This window comes from Staphylococcus argenteus (assembly GCF_000236925.1).
GTDB classification, from domain to species: Bacteria; Bacillota; Bacilli; order Staphylococcales; family Staphylococcaceae; genus Staphylococcus; species Staphylococcus argenteus.
Genome location: NC_016941.1, coordinates 1,666,093 through 1,683,696 on the forward strand (window position 1 = coordinate 1,666,093; position 17,604 = coordinate 1,683,696).

The window sequence follows — 17,604 nt, forward strand, 5'->3', positions numbered from 1 at the left end:
ACGTTGTTAATCATAACAGCAATTCACATTTAAGTCAACACTATAACCGTTATTTATTTTTTATTTATCCTTTAATTTCATCCATCGAAACATCTTGACGTAAATCAACTTGTTCAAGAGGGATTTTTTTCGTTTTATATCTCAATTTATGATAGATAAAGAATGCTAAAAATACAGGAATACCCATATAAGTAATCAAAAAGCGACTAAAATTGAAATCACCTGTTTTAATAAAATCAACATCTTGACCAATTATTACAACAACACATAAGATACCAGCAAAAATCGGACCGAATGGGAATAGTTTAGCTGTATATTTTAATTTTGATTTGTCGTAATTTTGTTTATCATATGCTCTTCTAAAGCGATAATGACTTACCGCAATACCTACCCATGCTATAAAGCCAGTCAATCCACTTGCTGCAACAATATATTGATATGCACCTTCTGTAACACTTTGTAATACAAAAATAATGACTACAATTATAGCTGTAACTAATAGAGACATGTAAGGTACACCGCTCTTATTTGTTTTTCCAAAAGTATCAAACGCCAATTTGTCTTTACTCATTGAATAAAGCATACGCGTTGAAGCATACATTCCTGAGTTACCCGCTGATAAAACAGACGTTAAAATAACTGCATTCATAAACGATGCTGCAAATGCAAACCCAGCATTTTTAAATACTAATGTAAATGGAGAAGTTGCTACGTTATCGCCACCACCCATTAACGCACTGCTATCATAAGGTATTAACATACCAATAACAAAAATAGCTAAGATATAAAATAATAAGATTCTCCAAAATACTTGTTTAATTGCTTTTGGAACTGCTCGCTCTGGGTTTTCAGATTCTCCAGCAGTAATTCCAATTAATTCCGTACCTTGGAATGAGAAACCTGCAATTAAGAATACACCTAGAATAGATAATAGACTACCACCTAAGTTTCCACCTAAAATTGGACCTTCACCTTTATTAAATACTTCAAATCCTACATAGTGTCCACCCATAATACCAACAATTGTCAGCAAGCCGATAGCAATGAAGATAATTACAGTAACTACTTTTATTAATGCTAGCCAATATTCACTTTCACCATATACACGTACAGATAATGAATTCAGGCTAAAAATAATCACTAAGAATAACGCACTCCACGCCCATGCAGGTATAGCTTGCAAAGGTGTCCAATATTGAATAACTTGCGCTGCAATCGTTATATCAGCTGCAACTGTAACAACCCAGTTAAACCAATAATTCCAACCAAGTGCGAAACCTAATGACGGGTCTACAAATCTTGTAGCATAGGTACTAAACGAACCCGATACAGGTAAATAAGTAGCCATTTCTCCAAGTGAAGTCATTAAGAAAAAGACCATTGCTCCGATAATTGCGTACCCAATTAATGCACCAAGAGCACCTGCATCGTGAATAGCACCACCAGATGTTACAAACAATCCAGTACCAATACAACCTCCAATCGCAATCATCGATATATGGCGATCTTTTAATCCCCTTTTGACAGAATTGTGACTTTCCTTTTGAACTTTTGACATATAAGCTCCCTTTCCATGTTTTAGAGGCCAAGAAATAAATAACCTTTAATTACCTTAATACCCAATTTAATTTTCTTTCAAAGATATTCAAAGTAAAAAAGTGGTTACATACCTATAAGATATGCAACCACTTTGGCTATTATCTATATAAGGTAGCACATCACATTCAGTGACAGTACAGTTCCTGTTCGAAAACTGTCCCAACAGATATAATTTATGGTTTATATCTATTTCGGCATATTTACCTTTCACTTGTTCAACATATGTACCATAAATACTTCTGACAAGTTACTCTTTAAACATGCAACCTCTAACTCAATTTAATATTTTAACTATATTGTAATATACAGTATTCACTTAATTTTATCAAGCTTGTAAAACATGAATCATAATATCACCATGATGTTGTATCAAATTATAAGCTTAATTATTTATGTTTTTTCAAACGAATTTCATCAACTAAGCTCCAAATAAATTCGTCTTTTTCCATTGTTTCTTGGTCTTTTGAACCATATCGACGAACATTCACTTGATTATTTTCTACTTCTTTATCACCAACTACAATTTGGTATGGAATTTTTTGCATTTGTGCTTCTCTAATTTTATATCCCATTTTTTCATTACGATCATCAATATTCACTCGTACACCCTGAGATTTCAAATCATCTTGTAATTGACGTGCGTAATCATAATGCAAATCAACATTAACTGGAATAATTTGTACTTGTTTTGGCGCTAACCAAGTTGGGAATGCACCTTTTGTTTCTTCAGTTAAGAAGGCAACAAAACGTTCCATAGTTGAAACAACACCACGATGGATAACAACTGGACGATGTTGTTCGCCGTCTTGACCAATATAAGTTAAGTCAAAACGTTCTGGTAGTAAGAAATCAAGTTGCGCTGTTGATAATGTCTCTTCTTTTCCCATTGCAGTTTTTACTTGAACATCTAATTTCGGACCATAGAATGCCGCTTCACCAATTGCCTCTTCATATGATAAGCCCAGCTCGTCTGCTGCTTCTTTAAGCATATTTTCGGCTTTATTCCACATGTCATCATCGTCAAAGTACTTTTCTTTATCTTCAGGATCTCTGTAACTTAATCTAAAGCTGTAATCTTCGAAACCGAAATCTTTATAAACATCGATAATCATGTTAACAACACGTTTAAATTCTTCTTTAATTTGATCTGGACGAACAAATATATGTGAATCATTCAAAGTCATACCACGAACACGTTGTAATCCTGAAACTGCACCACTCGCTTCGTATCTATGCATAGTTCCTAACTCAGCGATACGAATTGGTAACTCACGATATGAATGCGGTTTATTAGCATAAATCATCATATGATGCGGACAGTTCATTGGGCGTAACACCATTGATTCAGTTTCATCTAATTGCATTGGCGGGAACATATCTTCTTGATAGTGATCCCAGTGCCCTGATGTTTTATATAAATCAACATTTGCAAGAACTGGTGTATAAACATGGTCGTAGCCCATGCTTACTTCTTTATCAACAATGTATCGTTCGATTTCACGTCTAATTGTTGCTCCATTCGGTAACCATAATGGTAAACCAGCACCAACTAATTGACTATTAGTGAATAATTCTAATTCTTTACCAATTTTACGGTGGTCACGTTCTTTACGTTCTTCTAACATTTTCAAATGTTCTTTTAATTCTTTTTTATCAAAGAAGGCAGTACCGTAAATACGTTGTAACATTTTATTGTCACTATCGCCACGCCAATATGCACCTGCAGTAGATAATAATTTGAATTCTTTAATTTTAGCTGTTGACGGAACATGCACGCCTCGACATAAATCAGTATAGTCGCCTTGGCTATACAATGTCACATTTTCATCTTCAGGAATTGCATCAATTAATTCTAACTTGTATACATCATTGCTAAATAAAGCCTTCGCTTCTTCTCTTGAAACAACTTTGCGTTCAATTTTCATATTTTCATTAACAATTTGTTTCATTGTTTTTTCAATTTGTTCAAAATCATCTGATGAAATGTTTTGGTCAATATCGAAGTCATAGTAGAAACCACCTTCAATAACCGGCCCAACACCAAATTTAACATCACCATATAATCGTTTAATTGCATGTGCCATTAAATGAGCAGTTGAATGACGCAATACTTCTAGCGCTTCTTCACTACCTGGAGTTACAATTTCAATTGATCCATCTGATTCAAGCGGTTTAGTTAAATCTACAAGCTGTCCATTAAATTTACCGGCTACAGCTTTTTTACGTAATCCTGGGCTTATTGATTGAGCGATATCTTCAGTTGTAGTCCCTTTATCAAATGCCTTTTGATTACCATCTGGAAATTGAATATTAATTTGTTCCATATTAAACCCTCCTATATGCTTTAAAAGTATTTTGATCTGACCTCGTTAAAAAATTGAACAACAATCATCGTTCCTGCAATAACCAATTTTAAAATAAACAGGGATAAAACGATACCAACTAACATTTATTTATGCTTGAAAAACAAAAAATCCCGCCCCCTATACAAGGGACGAGATCGTCGTGGTACCACCCTAGTTATTTAATACTATCAATCGCATTAAATATCTCTGCTTAAGATAACGGTCTTGAGCCGGGTATTCATTACAAATACCAAAAATGAAGGAGTAATCATCTAATTTATTAACCATATTCTCAACAAGTAATGGCTTTCTGTGTAATATTGATTAGATCATCTTGTCTTCAATTATTTAAACGATTTAGATTTGTTTTTATTATACACCACTCATTTTAAATTTCAATTGTTTCTGAAATTTTCTCCTGATAAAAAGTATGGCGTAGACAAAGATTTGACACGTTCAATAATACGAGCAGCTTTAGTTTTTTCTTCACCATCTCTTGTCATTGATAAGTGATGTTCTAACTCGCTATAATCAAAATTCGAACTAAAAAATGTAGGTAATTCATGTACCATACGATAATGTAACAATGGACCAATTACTTCATCCCTTACCCACGGTGTTACTTCCTCTGCGCCTATGTCGTCAAGCATTAGAATATTCGCTTCTCTTACACGATGTAATTTCTTTTCGAAAGAACCATCCTTAAAGCCACCCTTTAATGTTCTAATAAACTCAGGTAAATAAATAATTGTAGAGCGCACTTTTTTTGATTTAAGTTGATTTGCAATCGCACCTAGAATAAAAGATTTCCCTGTACCAAACGGTCCATATAAATATAATCCCTTAACCGTGTCTCCATTAGTAATTGCTGTGCAAATTTCATCTGCTGCCATCGCTACATCTAATCTATCTCGATTATTCATATAAATATCTTTTAGCTTTGCATTTAAAGTATCTCGTTGCATATGATGAGATGTAATCAATTCTGCTTCAAAACGTTCTTCGTCATATTTAATTTTACACGGACATTGCAAATAGCGAATTTTGATGCGATTGTTATCAACATATAACTCTGGAACATGACCTTTCACGAAATTAGGACAATCTGCAAATTTATGACCATCATAATGTTTTTGTTGATCTTTATATTCTTGTAGAACATTCAAATCTTCATCAATCATTGCATTTGTTAATTCAGACTGATGTTCCTGTAGAAACTGTTTAACATCTGGGTCATTGATGACTTCATTTTTTATTTTTTTAATTCTTTTTTCAAAATCATTAGATGTACCCATTATATTTTTAAATTGCTTCATTATTGACTGTCCTCCTCCCATTTTTTAGATAATTTATCTAAAAATGCTTGTCGATCTTGTTCTAATTGTTGATCATCTGAACTATTATGCTTTGCTGTTGAATGGTTATTATCTGGATTATCTCTGTTTTCCAACCATTTTGGCGTTTTTTCTTTCGAAATACGTTTACGTTGTCCAGAATATGTACCACGTTTTTGATAATTAGCACTTAACGATTCACTCTTAGGTTGATTTACTTTTTTAGCGTATTCATACGCTTCTTTAGCTGTCTTAATTCCTTTTTTCTTCCAATTTGATGCGATTTCAAAAATATACGCCTTTGGCAGTTTCATATCTTCTTTTAGCATAACAAATTGCAATAAAATGTTTATGACACCAAATGACATTTTTTCACGCTCGATTAACTCTTCAATCATTGTCTTTTGTGAAACGGTTGGCTCTGATTCAGACCACGATGACAACATGTCAATCGGACTCGTTTGTTCTAATAAATCAAACCACTCATCACTTTGTGGAGCCAGATTCAATTCGTTCGACTCATGTTTCTCAGGTAATGAAGAAGTTGCTGATTTAACTTGTAATTTAGGCATTTGATTGTCATGTTCGATTAAATAATATGAACGCGCTTGTTTTCGCATTTCTTCGAATGATAGTTGCTGTCCACTAGTGATTGAATTTAAAATTACATGCTTCATCCCATCGGGCGTCAAACCATATAATGTAGCAAGTTGTGTAATTAAACGTTTTGCATCTTTTGTCACTATTTCTTGACTTATAAAATGTTTATTTAACATTTGTCTCAACATTTCAAAATCAAAAGTTTCACTTGCCAAATCTATACCTTGATATGACTGATTAATAGGAATATCACTCGTATCAATATCAACTTTTGTTGTAGGAACTTTAAACACCTCAGTAAACTGTCTTGTTGTTTGTTTATATTCAGTTAAGTCGACTTCTTTATATTCAAAATATTTTTTTAATTCCTGAAATCGACGATGCTCTACTTCACTATATAAGAAGATTGACAACATCGGGTCATTAAAAAACAAATGTGCTGTAGGCGGTTGAATCAGCTGATAAACAAACTGAGTTTCTTGTTCATCATGTTTGACAAATGTCTTGATTAATCCAATCGCTTCTAGCAAATCCATTTGTTGTCTAAACTCTAGTAAATTAATTTTAAGTTCATTCATAAATATATAGTGCGATAATATCGAAGTTGTATTACGATTTTTTTCAACAAACTGAGTCATAAAGTGATATAAACCTACTGCTTGCGTACCGATTAAAGGTGTATATAATCGATTTAAAACTTCTAAATGATTTGTATTTAAATCAAAGTGTTGCATAACTTGAAATTGATCCTTTGGTCTTAAGCCAAATTCAAAGGCTTGTCGTCCCATTTATGCATCACTCCGTTTATTTTCACTTAAAATTCCTTGCATTGATGCCAATAATTGGTCAACATCTTTAAACTCTTTATAAACAGATGCAAATCTCACATAAGAGACTTGATCAACATGCATTAATAAATTCATCACATGCTCACCTATATCTCGTGAAGATACTTCTGTATGACCTTCATCTCTCAATTGCCATTCAACTTTATTAGTAATATCTTCAAGTTGCTGATATCTAACTGGACGCTTTTCACATGAACGCACAAGTCCATTAAGTATTTTCTCTCTTGAAAATTGCTCTCTTGTGCCATCTTTTTTCACAACAATAAGCTGACTGACTTCGATATGTTCAAATGTAGTGAAACGTGTTCCACAATTTTCACATTCTCTTCGTCTACGAATGGCATTTAATTCATCGGCATGCCTTGAATCTACGACTTTGGATTGTGTAGAATTACATTTCGGGCATTTCATTACATCACCCTCTTTATTTTGATTATGCCTCATTATACTATAAATCCATAGATGAAAAAAGAATCCCTCAATTTATTATTTTGATTTAAAAAATGAACTAAAAAGAAAATGTGTTCTATTTTTTAGAAAACCAAAGTGATTAACATTTACTTTCAACAATACAAAAAACCTAACTCCGATATCAGAGCTAGGTTAAGTTTTAAAATTTATTTTAACTTGCACTTACTGTTGTCTTTGATTTTAAAAGTTCACCAAGTTGTTCAGCAACATCTACAACTCTATTGGAATATCCCCACTCGTTGTCATACCAAGCGATGACTTTAACTTTATTACCATCCATAACCATTGTTGATTGCGCATCAATAATAGCTGAATGTGGGTTTGTATTAAAATCTACTGACACAAGCGGTTGGTGTTCGACTTCGATGATGCCTTCTAACCCTGCATTTTCAAAAGCTTGATTTACTTCATCAGCAGTGACTTCTTTTTCTAAATCAACGACTAAATCAACTAATGATACATTTTTTGTTGGAACACGAAGTGCCATACCATGTAATTTACCTTCTAATTCTGGCAACACTTCTTTTAACGCTTTCGCTGCACCTGTTGATGTAGGTATAATACTTTCATTACATGAACGCGCGCGTCTTAAATCTTTATGTGGATTATCAATATTTTTTTGATCATTTGTTATCGCATGAACCGTAGTCATTAATCCATTAATAATTCCAAATTGATCATTTAAAACTTTAGCTACAGGTCCAATACAGTTCGTAGTGCATGATGCGTTACTAAAAATATCATATTCCTCAACATCTAATTGATGATCATTTACGCCTTTAACAACCATTTGAACATGACCACCTTTTGATGGACCGGTTAATAATACTTTTTTAGCACCAGCTTTAATATGCGCAATAGCTTTATCTCCATGGTTAAATTTACCAGTAGCATCTATTGCAATATCAATATCCAATTCTTTCCAAGGCAAGTTTTCAGGATTTCTATCAGCTACCAATTTAATTTGATGTTCACCAACTTGTAAACCATTTTCGATTGGTTCGACTTTTAAATCATACTTACCATGTGTTGTATCAAAATTGATTAAATGTGCAATTGTTTCGGGTGGATAACTAGCATTAATTGCTACTACATTAAGATTTTTATTTTGTAATGCAATACGTAATACCATTCTTCCAATTCTACCCATACCATTAATTGCAATATTCGTTGACATTAAAAGCACCCCTTGATTTTTATGTGTTATACTTTATGGAATTAGTATAGCATATTATATGAAATTTGAAAGCGTTTTCTAAAAAATCGTTTATCTTTTTATAAAAAAGAGCCATTAGGCTGGGACATTAAATTCTTAGTCAATGTAAAAAGCTGAATTCTATCAAATAATTAATAGAATTCAGCTTTTTCAAATGTATTTGATAATATATAGCTCGTCGAGCTGCTATTTTCCTTATATTAAGTGCCATTAATACAAAACCTAGCTCTCGTTTAACTTTACTTTTCCTCGAACTGACATTCGAGTGAAACCCCAAATAGCCTTCATAAATCCAAAAACAGGCTCTACACCAATTTTTCTTTGACTATAGATTTTTTTCGTTTCTGGTTCAGAAAGCTTTTGATTAATTTGGGCTTTAAAGTATTCCCAATTATAATTCTTCATAATTTTCTTATTGGATTTCGAATTTGGCTTCATGCATTGATTTCTCATAGAACATGCTGAACAGTCATCACATTCATATAGTTTGAAGTCACGTTTAAAACCATATCTATCATTACGGTATGCATATCTTTTAAAACCTATTCTTTTGTTATTAGGACATATAAATTCATCATTAAGTTCGTCATATTTCCAATTTTGAGTATTGAAAATGTCACCTTTAAACTTTCTAGTTTTATCTTTAATAAACATGCCATACGTAATAAGTGGCGTATTATTAAAGTCATCTATAATAGCCATATAGTTTTACTCACTACCATAACCTGCATCAGCTACAATATACTCTGGTAAAAAACCGAAGGTATTTTGAATCATTGTTAAAAATGGAATTAAAGTTCTAGTATCTGTTGGGTTTTGAAATAGGTCATAGGATAAAACAAATTTAGAATTTGTCGCTATTTGTAAATTGTATCCTGGCTTAAGTTGGCCATTTTTCATATGGTCTTCCTTCATTCTCATAAAAGTTGCATCATGATCAGTTTTAGAAAAGCTATTTCTATCTTTAAGAATCGATTTTTGTTCTTCATATTAACGTTTTCTTTCAGAATAATCATCAAATTTATTTTTGAACTTCTTAATCTCAGTTCTTTTTTTACGGGTCTGTTTTCTAATTTGAGCACAATCTTCGTTCTTAATAGAATGATTTAAATCTTCGATTTCTTTATCTAAATGACTATCAATTAAATCAATTTCTTCTATTGTTAAATCGCTATCTCCATCTTCTTTATTGTCTATAATTTTTTTCTCCAACTAAGTCACGATATAATGCTTTTGAATTTTCGTTCAATTTCGATTCGTGATTTTGAATACTTTTCTTCCACACAAATGTATACCTATTGGCACTAGCTTCTACTTTTGTACCATCAATAAAAATTGAATTATCATCGATAAGATTTTGCTTTAAACATTGACTATGGAACTGAATAAATAAAGATTCAATTAACGCATCAGTATTTGGATTCACTCTAAAACGATTAATAGTTTTATACGAAAGTGTCTTATTTTTTAAAAGTATTTCAAAGTAAAATTACATGTTAATACGTAGTATTAATGGCAAGACTCCTGAGGGAGCAGTGCCAGTCGAAGACAGGGGCCCCAACACAGAAGCTGACATAAAGTCAGCTTACAACAATGTGCCAGTTGGGGTGGCTGAGACGGCACCCTAGGAAGGGACCCGTCATAAAAAATTCTATTTATAGAATTTTACAATAATGTGCCAGACGGGCATAGCGAAGCCATTCAATACGAAGTATTGTATAAATAGAGAACAGCAGTAAGATATTTTCTAGTTGAAAATTATCTTACTGCTGTTTTTTAGGGATTTATGTCCCAGCCTCATGACTTCTATAAATATTATTCTTCTCCATAGTTTGGCTTTTCAATATATCCTTCTTCTTCTAACAATCTTTCGAGGTTTTGTTTTAACTCTAACTTATCTCCTAGATTATCAATAACATGATCAGCCATTCTACTTTTCTTATCAATAGAAATTTGACTATACACACGCGCTTTTGCATCTTCTAACGATAAATCGTTACGTTGCATCAATCTATCCATTTGAATACTTTCAGACGTATAAACAACCCACACTTCATCTACTGTGTTTTCTAATTCATTTTCATATAACAACGGAATATCCATAATGACATTAAAACCTTGATTTAAATATTCATTCTTTTCAGCTTCCATAATTTCACGAACAATCGGATGAACAATAGCATTTAATTCTAAACGTTTTTCTGGTTGATTAAATACTAAATCTCCCATATAATGTCTATCCATTTCACCATTTTCATCAATTGCTTCTTCACCAAAGGTTTCACGTACTTGAGCTAAACCTTTACTTCCTTTTTCAACAGCTTTTCTCGCTGCTTTATCAGCATCCACTACTTTAAATCCAAAGACCGTTAATAGTTCTGATACTGTTGATTTCCCTGAGGCAATCCCGCCCGTAAGACCAATAACTTTCGGCATAATCTCACTCTTTCTTTATTTTTGACATACTGGACAAAAATGACTATTTCTTGTCGCAATGATTTTTGTTTCTATTGGACTATTACAAACTTTACAAGTTGCTTGTTTATAAACATTTAGATGTAATTGCATTTCACCTGTTTTTCCATCGGCATGACGGTAATCTGAAATACTTGTTCCACCATATTTTATACCTTCTTCTAAAACTTCTCGAACGTAATAAAATACCATTTCTTGTTGCTGATGTGATAAATCTTTTACTTTTTTATCAGGTAGCACACCTGCACGGAATAATGCTTCACAAGCATATATATTTCCGCAACCAGCAATAACTTTATGATCTAGAATAACTTGTTTAATCGACTTATTTATATTCGACTTGTGGTTAATTCGATTTAAATAATATGGCATTGCTTCTTTTGTAAAGGGTTCCGGTGCTATTTCTAAAAATGAAGGATATGACGCTATAGATGCAACATTTCTAATTTCACCAAATCGACGTATATCAGAATAAATTAACTTTTTACCATTTGAAAGCTCAAATATGACATGCCAATGTTTACGATAATTTGGTATTTCAATATCATCAAGATTATCTACAATAAAAAAGCCACCTGCCATGCCTAAATGGCTAATCAATGTACGTTGATCATGTTGATTATTTAATTGAAAAACAATATATTTACTTCTTCGTTCTACATTAGTAATAGTATAACCCTCTGACAAAGACTTAAATGTATCTAGCTCCATACCCTTTACAATTGTTTCTTTGCCTTGTTCTTTTCCTTCGATAACTTTATTCGAAAATATAACTTTATTAATTGATTCATTTATAATGAAAGGTTCAATTCCTCTTTTTACATGTTCAACTTCTGGTAATTCTGGCATACCGTTTTCCTCTCTTTATTTCGCATCATACCAAGTTGCACCATAACTTGAATCTACTTTTAATGGAACATCTAATTGTAATGCATTTTCCATAATATCTTCTACAAATTCACTAAATGATTCAACTTCTGATTTAGGTACTTCAAAGATTAATTCATCATGTACTTGCAATAAAAGTTTAGCTTGGTATGTTGTGTCTTTCATTTTTTCTGCAAATTTAACCATTGCTAATTTAATGATGTCTGCTGCACTACCTTGTATTGGCGTATTCATTGCTGTACGTTCTGCAAATCCACGCAAGTTAAAATTACGACTCGTAATATCAGGTATATATCGACGTCGATGTAATAACGTTTCAACATAACCTAAGGCTTTTGCATCCTTAACAATATCAGACATATATTGTTTTACACCTGGGAAACTTGCCAAATAGTCATCAATAAACGCTTTCGCTTTTTTCCTAGTGATACCTAAACTTTGACTTAAACCATAGTCACTTATTCCATAAACTATACCAAAGTTAACAGCTTTTGCTTGTCGACGCATTAAACTATCAACTTGGTCCGCTTCAACACCAAACACTTTCATGGCAGTTGCTGTATGAATATCATCGCCATTAATAAATGCTTCTTTCATACTTTCATCTTGTGTAATATGCGCTAGCACTCGTAATTCGATTTGAGAGTAGTCAGCTGATAATATAACACTATCTTTAGACGTTGGTTTAAATGCTTTTCTAATTTTGCGTCCTTCTTCAAGTCTAACTGGAATATTTTGTAAATTTGGATCCACGCTTGATAAGCGACCTGTTTGTGCTAGTGTTTGATTAAAACGTGTATGGATACGTTGATCGTCACTTACCACTTTTTGTAATCCTTCAACGTATGTCGATTGCAATTTTGATAATTGACGATATTCTAAAATATACTCAATTATTGGATGTTCACCTTGCAATTGTTCTAAAACATCAACTGCTGTTGAATAGCCTGTCTTCGTCTTTTTAATAACTGGTAATTTCAATGTTTCAAATAACACAACGCCTAATTGTTTTGGTGAATTGATATTAAATGCTTCACCAGCAGCCTCATGAATATTTTTTATTAAGACATCTAATTTTTGTTGGATTTCTATCTCCATTTCCTTTAAATCATTAATGTCAGTATATATACCTGTTTCTTCCATTTTACTTAAAATTTGAGCAAGAGGGAGTTCTAAATCAGCTAATAGTTCAACTTGATTATATTCTTCTAATTGCTTATCCATATTTGGTTTTGAAAAATAAATTGCATCAGTAATAGACGCTACATATGGGTTTAAGACATTATCTTCAGGTACTTTAAACTTTTTACCCTTACCATAAATACTAACGTCATCTTTTACAAAACTTTGACCATATAAAGAAACAACTGATTGAACGTCGCTAATTGTGCGAGATGGGTCAATAATATAACTAGCTAACATGATATCGAAAGTAATATTTTGAATATTTATGTTTAAGCGATGAGATGCAACATATGTTTTTTTGGCATCATAAACAACCTTTTTCGTATTTGGGTTCTCCAACCATTTAACTAATTCTTTATGTTTCTTAATGTCTTCAGCATTAATAACTACATGTTTATCACCTGTAAATAAAGAGAATTTTAAAATATTGTCTTTTAAATAATTGCCTCCGTCTAATTCTAAATGGATAGCAGCTTCTTTTAATGAATCAAAATCTACTTTGTCAAATGTTGTCTCTATATCAAAAGTCTTCTCTTCTGACTCCGCTTTACCTACTGTTTGATCTAAATCACCTAGTAATTGTTTGAATTCTAACTTCTTAAATAATTCAATTTTTTCTTGCTGGTCATTTTGATTAGTCATTAATGTATCTTCTAAACTAACTTCTATTGGGCTATCCACATTAATCGTTGCTAATTCTTTACTCATTAATGCATCTTCTTTACTATTTTCAAGTTTCTCTTTTAACTTTTTACCTGAAACTTCTTCTAGATGCTCATAAACGCCTTCTACTGTATTAAATTGATTTAATAATTTAATAGCCGTTTTTTCACCAACACCCGCAACTCCTGGTATGTTATCAGATGAATCTCCCATTAAACCTTTCATATCAATGATTTGACTAGGTGTTAATCCATTATATTTTTCTGAAATAAATTCAGGCGTATAATGATCTACATCAGTAACACCTTTTTTAGTGTAATAAATCGTTACATTGTCAGTAGCTAGCTGTGTTAAATCTCGATCCCCAGTAATGATAATTGTTTGAAATCCAGCCTTATCTGCTTCTTTACTTAATGTGCCAATAATGTCGTCTGCCTCATAATTATCTAATTCATAACGTTTAATATGATAAGCATCTAATAGTTGACGTATATACGGAAACTGTTCACTTAATTCTGGTGGTGTCTTTTGACGCCCACCTTTATACTCACTGTACTTTTCGTGTCTGAAAGTTGTTTTACCTGCATCAAACGCAACTAAAAAATGATCTGGTTTTTCTTCTTTTAAAATTTTCTCTAATAACATAGCAAAACCATATACAGCATTAGTATGAATGCCAGCTTTGTTTGATAACAAAGGTAACGCATAAAAAGCTCTAAAACTTAAGCTATTACCATCAATTAATACTAATTTATTCACAATTTTAACCTCCAGAACTAATTTATTTATATTTTAGCATATTCGTCAGCCATGTCGTAATTAAAGAAACTATTGCCTGTATTATTTGTAATTCATCAACTGTCAGCCCTATAATTTTCGATAAATAAAAATAAATTATTGTAACAAATGAATACTATCTATTAAAGAATAGATTTTTTTTATTTACACAAAAAAAGCATAAGCATGATAATACGTGCATGCTTATGCCTCATAATTTAAGTTTGTAATCTAGTATCACTTATGATTCGTCTGAACCAAAAGGTATATATTTGACTTTAGTCATTTTTGGTAATTCTTCATAATTGTTAAACCACTCTTGATAGTTCTTATTTATTGGTGACGGATGGTGCATATAATGCTCAAATGGCAACGATTCAACAGTATAAACTTCCCGCCGTGGATGATCTTTAATTTGTTGTTTTAATAACTGAATTCTTTGTTCATGTTCAAAGTGTACATAACTGAATGCACTTAAATACACCATTGCTAATACTATAGCGGTACCTTTAATATACTTAATATCAATCGTTTTATATTTTCGAAATTCTTTTATTAAAATGATTAAAATTATGACATGTAAAGTATATACGACTAAAAAGTTGCCTGGTTCAATGGGCGTTACAATGACTAGTGTCATTGCTGCCATTAAAATTGAAATAAGTAATATATATAGTGTGATTTGCGTTTTTTGGTCAGTTATACATAGATATATTCCGACAAACAATGATAATGCAAAATAACCACACACAATAATATTCACAAAACTAACCAAGCCAATGTCAGTGTTTTTATTGGTGGTGTAAACTCTAGTTAACAGTTAATTCTTATGAAAGGAATTGATAATTATGACTGAGTTTACACCTTTTTTTGATGGTTCAAATCAATTAAATTATCTTAAATTTGTAATTTTAAGATTTCATGGTATTTCTAAAAGAAAAATTTGTAAAATGTATAATTTTGCATATTTTCGTATATTAGAAGTTTGTGAAATGGCAAAAAAGAATGATTATCGATTTACTTATAAGGATTATAAATTTTTAAAACAATATGGTGTGTCTAATACATTTATTTGTAAGATGTATCATATTTCAATTGAAGACTTAGAATTTTTTGAGGTGATGAACCGATAGGTTTGATTAAAAATATGATAGGTCAGGAGAAGCATAGACACTCCATTATCAAAAATGCAGTGGTACGGATTTGCGGGAGTTATTCCTATTCGTGCGACCCTTTAGAAGTCGTTTAATTTTATTAAAAATTTTGTAAAGGATGGATATATTATGAAACCAGTATTGGATATTAAAAAAACTTTAGGACAATTAAACTTTTTAGGTGTAGATGAAAAATATAAATATGAAAATGGAGAGCGTACTGATAAAACTGTTTATGCATATAAATTAGCGAGTCAAGAGCAAGGCGAACAAATCACTGTTAAAACGCCTAATAAAGTAGAATTAAACTATTTACAAGAATGCGAATTAGTTGAACCAGACGTTAAAATGTATGTTCAAATGTCAGGCGATTTTGGAACTATCGCATATAGCTGGAATGCAGAAGATATTAAAGTAGTTGGTTCTAATAGTGCACTTAAACAAAAATAATTAGGTGATGTAAATGGATTATTATACAGCAGATAGATTATATCGCTACACAAATAGTTCAAATTTGAGTGAACCTATTTTAAACTATGTTGCTAGTCGTATAAATTGGGGCGATAAAGTTTCATTAATGACTTTAGCTAAAGAAATACAGTCTAAATTTAATGATAGTTACGTTAAAGAAAATACGGTAAAAGGTCGGCCTAAAATTTACGCTGACCTTTGTCTATTGTGTATGAGCTTGAGTGAAGCAGGACATGGCAGAATGCTACAAGTGAATTTGGAAGATTGTATTTATATTGGCGATATTGATGTTTAACATATAGTATTAGTGATTTAACATGACCGTGTAGCTTTTAGCGTATGCAGGCGCAGAAATGCAAGCACGGAGTGCGTTAAGCATTTGGGCGGAGCCTGCGACAAATACGCGTTAAGAAAGCAAGAACGGTCATGTATCAAATCGCTTGCGATTTGATAGGAGGCATAAATAAATATGACTTTAAAAAGCCAGTGTACCCCCCTTACTAATAGGGGGGTAGAGCGTACAAATAAAAGTGCCGTGGAGGCAGTTGTTGACTGGGTTCAGGTCACTTTCCATATAGCCCCTATTTCAGCAGTGATTGAGGACGTTATCGGTTTGCCTATAACGTTGTTCAAAAAACGAAATAGTGGCATTTACTTTTATAATCGTGGTTATGAATTTTCAAACATTAAATTGTATTATTCAAGTGATGATGAATCAATGGGCATTCACTTACAGTTAACTGGTACAGGTTGTAGAGAGTTTGAACATCATTTACAACAGTTGAATAAAACTTGGCAAGATTTTTTTGATAAATGTTTATCAGTTAATGCAAATTTTACAAGAATTGATATTGCAATTGATGATTATAAAACATATTTAAAAGTGCCTTTATTAATTAAAAAGGCTGAAAAAGCTGAGTGTGTTTCACGTTTTAGAGCTGGAAGCGCAATAAACGGTTTTAATTTGTCAGACGGAAGAAGTAAAGGCGCTACTTTTTATATTGGTTCTAAACAAAGCAATTTATATTGTCGTTTTTATGAAAAGAATTATGAACAAGCGTTTAAACGTCATTGTGATGTCGAAGACATTGGGTTATGGAATCGTTATGAAATACAAATGCGAAAGGCATATGCAGTTAATTGTGCGAAAGTTTTGAGTAGAACAGATAATATAAGCGAAATTGTAAAGTCTATATTGCATAATAATTTGCGTTTTATCTCTCCTCCTAAAGATGGAAATGATAAAAATCGTAAGCGGTGGCCATTATATAGACCTTGGGCGTTATTTATTAAAGATACTGAAAAATTGAATTTAACTACTAGACCAACATTAAAGTCCATTGAGGATAATCTTGATTGGTTATGTAAACAAGTTGCTACTACTTTAGATACAGTGTTAACTGCCGAAAGTATGGCGCAATCTGAGGGGTTGCTTACAGATACTGATTTTTTAGATAAAATTTTAGCGCATTCACAATTTAATGATGAGCATACGAATAGAATTAATCATTATTTGGAGGCTTTAAAACAAAAAAAGCACTTATCAAAAGATAAGTGTTAAAAAAATAACTGGGATGT

14 protein-coding genes, 2 pseudogenes and 1 riboswitch are annotated in these 17,604 nt (G+C 32.1%); of the genes and pseudogenes, 4 read left to right on the plus strand and 12 right to left on the minus strand.

The genetic code is table 11. The annotated features are described in order from the left end of the window. Positions 1–64 precede the first annotated feature (64 nt). The 12 genes and pseudogenes from SAMSHR1132_RS07895 to SAMSHR1132_RS07965 form a co-directional block, all read right to left on the minus strand. Complete coding sequence (locus tag SAMSHR1132_RS07895) at positions 65–1,558, minus strand: amino acid permease (RefSeq protein ID WP_000049102.1); 1,494 nt, start codon at positions 1,556–1,558, stop codon at positions 65–67. Between the two features lie 145 nt (positions 1,559–1,703). Then, a riboswitch (Lysine riboswitch) is annotated at positions 1,704–1,879 on the minus strand. A 106-nt stretch (positions 1,880–1,985) separates the two neighbouring features. Beyond that, a complete protein-coding gene (gene thrS / locus SAMSHR1132_RS07900; RefSeq protein WP_000435144.1) occupies positions 1,986–3,923 on the minus strand; it encodes a threonine--tRNA ligase in 1,938 nt (645 codons plus the stop codon). A gap of 192 nt (positions 3,924–4,115) precedes the next feature. Then, positions 4,116–4,232, minus strand: coding sequence for a hypothetical protein (locus SAMSHR1132_RS14230; RefSeq protein ID WP_031787571.1), 117 nt, complete (start codon positions 4,230–4,232; stop codon positions 4,116–4,118). Positions 4,233–4,339: 107 nt separating this feature from the next. Further along, positions 4,340–5,260, minus strand: coding sequence for a primosomal protein DnaI (dnaI, locus tag SAMSHR1132_RS07910; protein ID WP_000808617.1), 921 nt, complete (start codon positions 5,258–5,260; stop codon positions 4,340–4,342). After that, positions 5,260–6,666, minus strand: coding sequence for a replication initiation and membrane attachment family protein (locus SAMSHR1132_RS07915; RefSeq protein ID WP_000533505.1), 1,407 nt, complete (start codon positions 6,664–6,666; stop codon positions 5,260–5,262). Before SAMSHR1132_RS07915 ends, dnaI begins: the two co-directional genes overlap by 1 nt. Then, positions 6,667–7,137 (minus strand): transcriptional regulator NrdR, encoded by a 471-nt coding sequence (nrdR, locus tag SAMSHR1132_RS07920; RefSeq protein WP_000650082.1) that lies wholly within the window; start codon positions 7,135–7,137, stop codon positions 6,667–6,669. 211 nt (positions 7,138–7,348) lie between these two features. Continuing rightward, positions 7,349–8,374: a type I glyceraldehyde-3-phosphate dehydrogenase gene (gene gap / locus SAMSHR1132_RS07925; protein WP_000106129.1), complete on the minus strand. Its 1,026-nt coding sequence runs from the start codon at positions 8,372–8,374 to the stop codon at positions 7,349–7,351. 139 nt (positions 8,375–8,513) lie between these two features. Further along, a pseudogene (locus SAMSHR1132_RS13815) lies at positions 8,514–9,887 on the minus strand (IS1182 family transposase); the annotation flags it as partial. Positions 9,888–10,228: 341 nt separating this feature from the next. Then, positions 10,229–10,849, minus strand: a complete 621-nt coding sequence (coaE, locus tag SAMSHR1132_RS07950; RefSeq protein WP_001127177.1) for a dephospho-CoA kinase — start codon at positions 10,847–10,849, stop codon at positions 10,229–10,231. 15 nt (positions 10,850–10,864) lie between these two features. After that, positions 10,865–11,737: a bifunctional DNA-formamidopyrimidine glycosylase/DNA-(apurinic or apyrimidinic site) lyase gene (gene mutM, locus SAMSHR1132_RS07955; protein ID WP_001114448.1), complete on the minus strand. Its 873-nt coding sequence runs from the start codon at positions 11,735–11,737 to the stop codon at positions 10,865–10,867. A gap of 15 nt (positions 11,738–11,752) precedes the next feature. Next, the gene (gene polA / locus SAMSHR1132_RS07960; RefSeq protein WP_001038287.1) at positions 11,753–14,383 is read right to left on the minus strand and encodes a DNA polymerase I; all 2,631 of its coding nucleotides are present in this window, start codon (positions 14,381–14,383) and stop codon (positions 11,753–11,755) included. 259 nt (positions 14,384–14,642) lie between these two features. Beyond that, positions 14,643–15,206: pseudogene (locus tag SAMSHR1132_RS07965) on the minus strand (hypothetical protein); the annotation flags it as partial. A 43-nt stretch (positions 15,207–15,249) separates the two neighbouring features. On the opposite strand from SAMSHR1132_RS07965, the gene SAMSHR1132_RS07970 reads away from it, so the two are divergent. The 4 genes from SAMSHR1132_RS07970 (at position 15,250) to SAMSHR1132_RS07985 (ending at position 17,587) form a co-directional block, all read left to right on the plus strand. Continuing rightward, a complete protein-coding gene (locus SAMSHR1132_RS07970; protein WP_000134542.1) occupies positions 15,250–15,534 on the plus strand; it encodes a hypothetical protein in 285 nt (94 codons plus the stop codon). A 150-nt stretch (positions 15,535–15,684) separates the two neighbouring features. Next, positions 15,685–16,005: a DUF961 family protein gene (locus tag SAMSHR1132_RS07975; RefSeq protein ID WP_000805734.1), complete on the plus strand. Its 321-nt coding sequence runs from the start codon at positions 15,685–15,687 to the stop codon at positions 16,003–16,005. A 13-nt stretch (positions 16,006–16,018) separates the two neighbouring features. Then, entirely contained in the window at positions 16,019–16,321 is a 303-nt protein-coding gene (locus SAMSHR1132_RS07980; RefSeq protein ID WP_000386891.1) for a hypothetical protein, read from the plus strand. 174 nt (positions 16,322–16,495) lie between these two features. Continuing rightward, complete coding sequence (locus SAMSHR1132_RS07985) at positions 16,496–17,587, plus strand: replication initiation factor domain-containing protein (RefSeq protein ID WP_000173102.1); 1,092 nt, start codon at positions 16,496–16,498, stop codon at positions 17,585–17,587. The last annotated feature ends 17 nt before the right edge of the window (positions 17,588–17,604 follow it).